The organism is Streptomyces sp. NPDC005722 (assembly GCF_040630935.1).
Lineage (GTDB): Bacteria > Actinomycetota > Actinomycetes > Streptomycetales > Streptomycetaceae > Actinacidiphila.
This window is the reverse complement of the sequence record NZ_JBEXYN010000096.1, coordinates 1-6,802: the sequence shown is the minus strand read 5'-3', so window position 1 is coordinate 6,802 and position 6,802 is coordinate 1. Positions and strand designations below refer to the sequence as shown.

The window sequence follows — 6,802 nt, the reverse complement described above, 5'->3', positions numbered from 1 at the left end:
TGCGTTGTCGAATCGTCCGAGTAGCCCACTACGAGGACGACTCTCCGCCTTGCGATGCACCGCACCTGGGGGCACCTCCCGGCGCAAGCCGGGGGGAGCCGCTGAGCCCGCCCTCCGGGCGGTGGGGGCACCTCCCAGCGCCAGCTGGGGGAGCTCATTTGACGACACGCCCTAGGCTCGCCCCCGTGACTGCCAACGACCGCGGCCGGGGACTCGGCCGCGCGGTCCGCAACGAGGACCGCAGGGCGGAGATCGTCCGGGCCGCCCTCGAAGTGATCGCCGAACGCGGCTACCGGGGCGCCACGCTGGCCGCCGTCGCGGAACGGGCCGGGCTCACCCAGCAGGGGCTGCTCCACCACTTCCCCGGCAAGGAGGCCCTGCTCGTCGCGGTGCTGGAGGTCCGCGACCGGTGGGACATGGCCTCTGCGGCGCTGCACGGCACGGCCTGGCCGATGGAGATGGTGGCCGGTCTGGTCGAGTACAACGCCACCCGGCCGGGCGTCGTCCAGGTCTTCACCGTCCTCGCCGGCGACAGCGTCACCGAGGGCCACCCCGCGCGCGGGTACTTCAGGGACCGCTACGCACGGGTGCGCGGCTGGGCCGCCGACTCCCTGCGCGCCGAGTACGGCGACACGCTGCCCGGCGGCCTCACGCCCGAGCAGGCCGCCCCGCTGCTGGTGGCCGTCATGGACGGGCTGCAGCTGCAGTGGCTGCACGATCCCGGCGCGGTGGACATGGCGGCGGTCTTCCGGCACTTCGTCGCCCTGCTCGACCCGGACCGCGAGGACGGCGCAGCCGGTAACGCGTGAGGGGTGCGCCCGGCCGGGCGCACCCCTCGTCCCGGCTCCGGTCGCCGGCTCCGGTCGCCGCCGTCACTCGGGCAGGCGCACCAGCATCTTCCCGGTGTTGTCGCCGCGCAGGACACCGAGAAAGGCCTCCAGGTTGTTCTCGATCCCGTCGACGACCGTCTCGCGGTAGCGCAGCCTGCCCTCGCGGATCCAGCCGCCGACCTCCTGCACGAACTGCGGCTGCAGGTCGTAGTGGTCGCCGACGAGGAAGCCCTCGATGCGCAGCCGGTTCTGGATGAGCCGGGACAGGTTGCGGGGGCCGGGCGCGGGCTCGGTGGCGTTGTAGAGGGCGATCATGCCGCAGACGGCCACCCGGCCGCGCAGGTTGAGGGCGCCGATGGCCGCCTCGAGGTGCTCGCCGCCCACGTTGTCGAAGTAGACGTCGATGCCGTCGGGGGCGGCCCCCGCCAGCTGCTCGGCCACGGGGCCGTTCTTGTAGTTGAAGGCCGCGTCGAAGCCGTACTCCTCGACCAGGAGCTTGACCTTCTCGTCCGAGCCGGCGCTGCCGATCACCCGGGAGGCGCCCTTGAGCCTGGCGATCTGGCCGGCCTGGCTGCCGACCGCGCCCGCCGCGCCGGAGACGAAGACCGTGTCGCCCTCCTTGAGGTCCGCGACGCGCAGCAGACCCGCGTAGGCGGTGAGGCCGGTCATCCCGAGCACGCCCAGGTAGGTGCTGAGCGGGGCGAGGTCGGGGTCGACCCTGACCACGCTCTCGGCCTTGACCAGGGCGTACTCGCGCCAGCCGAGGGGGTGCAGCACGTGGTCGCCGGGGGCGAGGCCCGCCGCGCCCGAGGCGACGACCCGGCCGACCGCTCCGCCGTGCATCGGCTGGTCCAGCCGGTACGGCTCCGCGTACGACTTGGCGTCGTTCATGCGGCCGCGCATGTAGGGGTCCACCGACACGTAGAGGTTGCGGACGAGGATCTCACCGGGTCCGGGCTCGGGGACCTCGGTCTCGCGCAGGGCGAAGTCCTCTGGCTTGGGCCACCCGTGAGGGCGGGCGACCAGGTGCCATTCACGGCTCTTCGGCATGGGGGGAAGCCTCCAAAGCTTTAGGTTCTTAACTAACCATGAGCCTGGATGTTTGAGGAAGTCAAATAAATCGGCACGGGCGTGTCCCGTCGCACACCGGAGCGCCGGCCGGTGGGACCGGCCGGCGCTGAGGCTCGACGGGAGGGGCGGGGAGGACGGGAACGGTGCCCGTCAGGTGCACCACCACAGGAAACGCGTGCAGGAGGGCGTCGGCTTCGGCGTGTGCGTCGCGGGCGACGAGGCCGGGGCGGAGTGCGGCGGGGCCGAGGCGGTGGAGCCGCCGCCGGCGGGGGCCGTGCCCCCGGAGCCGGCGGGTGAACGACTGACCGTGGCGGAGGCGGAGACCTTGGGCGACGCCGACTTCTTCGCGCTCTCGGAGACGCTGGGCGACGCGGAGGTGCTCGCGCTCGCGGACGCCGAGGCCTCGGAGCCGGGCTCGGCCGGGTCCTTGGAGGCGTCGCCGCCCGGCGAGGAGGTCGCGCTCGGGGAGGAGCCGCCGCTCGGCGCGTGGTCGGAGGCGGCCGAGTTCGCGCCCGTCACGTAGCCGGCGAGCGGGAGTTCCGCCACGCTCCAGCCGACGAGCACGATGGCGGCGCCCACCAGGGTGCCGACCAGCAGCCGCGAACGGCGGCGGGTGCGGACGCGGCGGGTGCGGGCCAGGCTGCCGGAGCGGCGCGCGGCGCCCTGCTCCGGGCCGCGCCCGGCGGTCTTGCGGCGTTCCGCACGACCGCCCTCGGCGGAGGCGGCGGTCTCGCCGTCGGCGGGCTCCCGCGCGGGCGCGTCGGCAGGCCCCTGCGCACCGAGCTGGTGGGCTGGCGTTCCGCACCCCGGGCAAGAAAGGGCGCCGTTGATGTGCCGTCGGCAGGCTGCGCAGTAGTCCATTGCCCGTGCAGCGTATGGGACGCACCGATACGACGTACATATGAGTTGCCCGTCGATCCCGTGAAACCTCTGTGAAACCCGGGACATGCGGGTTTAGGGCGCCGAACAGCCCCGAATCAACCCCGAACCACCACGGAATCAACCACCGAACGGCACATCGGGCATCCCCTGCCCGGCTCCCGGCACCACCAGCAGCGATCCCGACAGGGGCCGCTCCGCAAGCTCCCGGGCGTCAAGACCCGTGCTCGCGGAGGTGATGTAGAGATCCGTCAGGGCCGGGCCGCCGAAGGCGCACGCCGTGGGACGCCGCACCGGCACCTCCACGACCCGGTCCAGCTCGCCCCGCGGGGTGTAGCGGCGGACGGCCGCCCCGTCCCACAGGGCCACCCAGACGCAGCCCTCGGCGTCCACGGTCAGCCCGTCGGGGAGACCCGCCTCCTCCTCGACGACCGCGAACGGCCGCCGTCCGCGCACGAGTCCGGTGTCCGGGTCGACGTCGAACACGTCCACGCGCCGGGTCGGGCTGTCCACGTAGTACATCAGGGTGCCGTCGGGGCTCCAGTCGGTGCCGTTGCTGACGGTGACGTCGTCCAGCACCGGTACGACCGTGCCGTCCGGCGCCACCCGGCGCAGGGTGCCGCCGCCGGGCGCCTCGTCGTAGCGCATGGTGCCGGCCCACAGGGTGCCCGCGGTGTCGACGGCGGCGTCGTTGGCCCGCCGGCCGGGTACGGGGTCGCGGTGCAGCCAGCGGAAGGCGCCGTCCGCGTCGTACAGCCCCACGCCGTCGCGCAGGTTGACGACCACGCCGCCGGCCGTGCGCGGCTTGGCCGCGCCGACGTGCTGGCCGGTCGCCATCACGGTCTCCCCGCCGCCCGCCGGGTCGTACCAGTGCACCCGAGAGGCGAGGATGTCCACCCACAGCAGCCGCGCGCCGACCGGGTCCCAGGTGGGGCCCTCGCCGAGGCGTGCCCCGGCCTTCAGGGCGAGTTCGACCCCGTTCACCGCGCACCGCCCCGGTGGCCGAGGCGCTCGGACAGCTCGGCGGCGCCCTTGACGGCCAGTTCCTCCAGTTCGGCCCGGCGTTCCTCGCTCCAGCGGATCATCGGCACCGAGATGCTGAGCGCGGCCACCACCCGCCCCGCCGAGTTGCGGACCGGGGCGGCGACGCAGGAGACGTCGGGGTTGGACTCGCGCCGTTCGACGGCGACGCCCCGCTCGCGCACCGCGTCGAGCTGGCGCCGCAGTTCACCGGCCGTGGTGATGCTGTGCTCGGTCATCGCGGGCAGCGGCCCGTCCACGGGCATACGCCCGTCGAGGTCGTCCGGCGGCAGCGAGGCCAGCAGCATCTTGCCGACGGAGGTGCAGTGCGCGGGCAGCCGGCGTCCGGCCGCCGACACCATCCGCACCGCGTGGGTGCTGTCCACCTTGGCGATGTAGATGACGTCGGTGCCCTCCAGGATCGCCACGTGCACCGTCTCGTCGCAGGTCTCCGCGACCGAGCGGGCCACCTGCTGGCCCTCGGCGGCGAGGTCCAGCTGCTCGGCGTAGCGGCTGCCGAGCTGGTACGTGCGCACGCCCAGCCGGTAGCGGCCGGTCTGGCCCGGCTGCGGCACCAGGTAGTTGCGCGCGGCGAGGGTGGTCACCAGCTCGTGCACGGTGGTGCGCGGCAGATCCAGCCTGCGGGTGATCTCGGGCGCGGACATCGTGCCGTCGCCTTCGAGGAAGAGCTCCAGGATGTCCAGGGCTCTGGTCACGGCGGGTACGAGACGTCCCATCTCTGCTCGCTCTCTCCGGCGCCTGTTCGAGATTCCGTATAACGATCGGTATCGCGAACGCAGCGTATCCGCGCCAGGTCGCAGCGGGCAATGGGCGCGCGTCACGCCACGCCGATTGTCGGCTTGTCAGATAACTCTAGGGCCGTTTGCTACTTTCTCAGTGCCCATCAGGGGCTTTGCCCCACTTTCCGACTTTCCGGTGATTCCTTCACCACTCCCTCTCCTCCTACGGGGTCGCCGTGACGATCACGCCCAGCAGCATGCGCAAGACGCCCGCCAGGAAAGGCGGGCTCGTCCCCTCCCCGGCCACCGGCGAGGGCGACCGGCCGGCGCCCGACGCCGGCGCTCCCCGCCGCCACGACTACGCACGCCACGCCAAACTCGCCGGCCCCCTCAACGACCCCCCACGACCAGGGGTGCTGTACCGGGTCAGGTACCGCAGCCTGATGGTGCGCGAGGGACACCGGGTCCGCACCTGGCTGCTGCTCACCGCCGCACCCCTGGCCTCGCTGGGCGTGCTGGCCTGGCTCGTGCAGCCGCGCCACTGGACGGCCCGCGAGGCCGTACCGCAGTGGGCGCACGTCGCGGGCATCGCGATGCTGGTCTGCCTCGGACTCGTCGAACTCCTCCGGCTGGTCTCCGCCGTCTCGCACGCCCACGCCACCCTGGTCGCCCGCGACCCGGTCCCGGTCGCCCCGGCACCGGGCACCCGGGTGGCGCTGCTGGCCTCCTCCGACCCGGGGGACGAGTCCCTGGTCCGGGTGCGGGCCACCCTGGAGGGCGCCGTGCGCGTCCGGCACGACGGCCCCGTCGACGTGTGGCTGCTGGACGAGGACGACGACCCGGAGGTCCGGCGGCTCTGCGAGTCCCTGGGCGTACGGCACTTCACCCGCAAGGACGTCGAACGCTGGAACCGGCCCAAGGGCGCCTTCCGCACCGGCGCCCGCCACGGCGCCCACAACGCCTGGCTCGATGCTCACGGCGACGCCTACGAGTTCACCGCCCGCCTCGGCACCGGCCAGGTACCGCTCCCCACCTACCTGGAGCGGACGCTCGGCTACTTCCACGACCAGGACGTCGCCTTCGTCGTCGCCCCGCTGGTCCCCGGCAACCACGGCACGGTCGTGGCCAGGGCCGCCGAGAGCCACCGGCTGCTGGTCGACGCGTCCGCCCAGCGGGCCGGCAACCGCTACGGCTCCGCCCTGTTCACCGGCGCCGCCGACGTCGTCCGCGTCTCGGCGCTGCGGCAGGCCGGCGGGGTGTACGACTGCGCCGCCGCCGACCTGGCCACCGGGCTGGAGATCCACAGCCGGCGCAACCCGGCCACCGGCCGCAAGTGGCGCTCGGTGCACACCCCGGACGTGGTGGCCGTCGGCGGCGGACCGTCCACCTGGGCCGGGTTCCTCGCCCGGGAGCGGCGCCGGAGCCGTGGCGTCTGCGAGTCCCTCCTGCGCCAGTTCTGGAAGGCCCCGTGGAAGCTGCGCCCCGGCAGCCTGCTCACCTACACGCTGACGGCCGCCCACTACCCCCTGGCGGGCCTCGGCTGGCTCCTCACCGCGCTCGCCTGCGTCCTCTTCCTGGGACCCGGCGCCTCCGGCGCCCCGATCGACCCCACGGTGTGGCTGGCCCTCCACGGCACCGCCGTGGCGGCGCGGCTCGCCCTCTGCCTCGGCAACCGCGGACGCAACGTCAGCCCGCACCGGCCGAAGGGCTCCTCCGGCGTAGCGGGCGCGGTGATGGCCGCGGTGGCCGGCCCGGTCTGCGTGCCCGCCCTCGTGACGACCCCGCTCCGGCGCAGGCCGCGCCCGGTCACCGCGGCCGAGGCCGACCCGGGCCGCCCGGACCGGCTCGCCGCCTTCGGTGTCCACCTGCTGTCGGCGGCCGTGTTCGCCGGTTCGCTGCTCGCCTCGGTCCTCCTCGGCCAAGGCCACGCGGCGATGCGCACCTGGGCGGCGATCGCACTGCTGACCGCCCTCGTACCGCTCGTGGTCTGGCGGTGCAGTGTGCTGCGGCGCCGGGTGGCGGGCGCCCTGGCCGCGCGGCGGTCCCGGCGCACGGCCAAGGGGCGGCACCGCGCACCCAGGCAGCGTCCCGCCATCCGGATGGCGGCGGTGCGGCAGCACCTGGTGCGCCGCTGAAGGAGGGGCTGAGAAGCGGGAAGGGGACGGCCACCCGGTACCGGGTGGGGGGGCCCCGCGCCCCGGCACCCGCCTGCTCCCCCCGCCCCACCCCCCCGGGTGCGTTGGGGTGGTCGGCCCCGCGGGC

Annotated in this window: 6 protein-coding genes; 2 read left to right on the top strand and 4 right to left on the bottom strand. The window is 74.3% G+C overall.

What is annotated here, in order from left to right; translation table 11 throughout:
- The first annotated feature begins 185 nt into the window (after positions 1-185).
- Entirely contained in the window at positions 186-809 is a 624-nt protein-coding gene (locus tag ABZ479_RS41375; RefSeq protein ID WP_500466408.1) for a TetR/AcrR family transcriptional regulator, read from the top strand.
- 63 nt (positions 810-872) lie between these two features.
- Here ABZ479_RS41375 and ABZ479_RS41370 read toward each other — a convergent pair whose 3' ends face one another.
- The 4 genes from ABZ479_RS41370 to ABZ479_RS41355 form a co-directional block, all read right to left on the bottom strand.
- Positions 873-1,880, bottom strand: coding sequence for an NADP-dependent oxidoreductase (locus ABZ479_RS41370; protein WP_500466407.1), 1,008 nt, complete (start codon positions 1,878-1,880; stop codon positions 873-875).
- A gap of 171 nt (positions 1,881-2,051) precedes the next feature.
- Positions 2,052-2,762 (bottom strand): SCO2400 family protein, encoded by a 711-nt coding sequence (locus ABZ479_RS41365; RefSeq protein ID WP_500466406.1) that lies wholly within the window; start codon positions 2,760-2,762, stop codon positions 2,052-2,054.
- Between the two features lie 138 nt (positions 2,763-2,900).
- Positions 2,901-3,764, bottom strand: coding sequence for an SMP-30/gluconolactonase/LRE family protein (locus ABZ479_RS41360; RefSeq protein WP_500466405.1), 864 nt, complete (start codon positions 3,762-3,764; stop codon positions 2,901-2,903).
- On the bottom strand, positions 3,761-4,537 hold the full coding sequence (locus ABZ479_RS41355) for an IclR family transcriptional regulator (RefSeq protein ID WP_500466404.1): 777 nt from the start codon (positions 4,535-4,537) through the stop codon (positions 3,761-3,763). The genes ABZ479_RS41360 and ABZ479_RS41355 overlap by 4 nt, the downstream gene beginning before the upstream one ends.
- 239 nt (positions 4,538-4,776) lie before the next feature.
- Between ABZ479_RS41355 and ABZ479_RS41350 the strand changes: the two genes are divergently transcribed.
- The gene (locus ABZ479_RS41350; protein ID WP_500466403.1) at positions 4,777-6,675 is read left to right on the top strand and encodes a glycosyltransferase family 2 protein; all 1,899 of its coding nucleotides are present in this window, start codon (positions 4,777-4,779) and stop codon (positions 6,673-6,675) included.
- The last annotated feature ends 127 nt before the right edge of the window (positions 6,676-6,802 follow it).

Bases quoted from the DNA above. Each gene is read 5' to 3' on its own strand.
- ABZ479_RS41370 (WP_500466407.1), bottom strand. From the start codon at position 1,880: ATGCCGAAGAGCCGTGAATGGCACCTGGTCGCCCGCCCTCACGGGTGG.
- ABZ479_RS41365 (WP_500466406.1), bottom strand. From the start codon at position 2,762: ATGGACTACTGCGCAGCCTGCCGACGGCACATCAACGGCGCCCTTTCT.
- ABZ479_RS41355 (WP_500466404.1), bottom strand. From the start codon at position 4,537: ATGGGACGTCTCGTACCCGCCGTGACCAGAGCCCTGGACATCCTGGAG.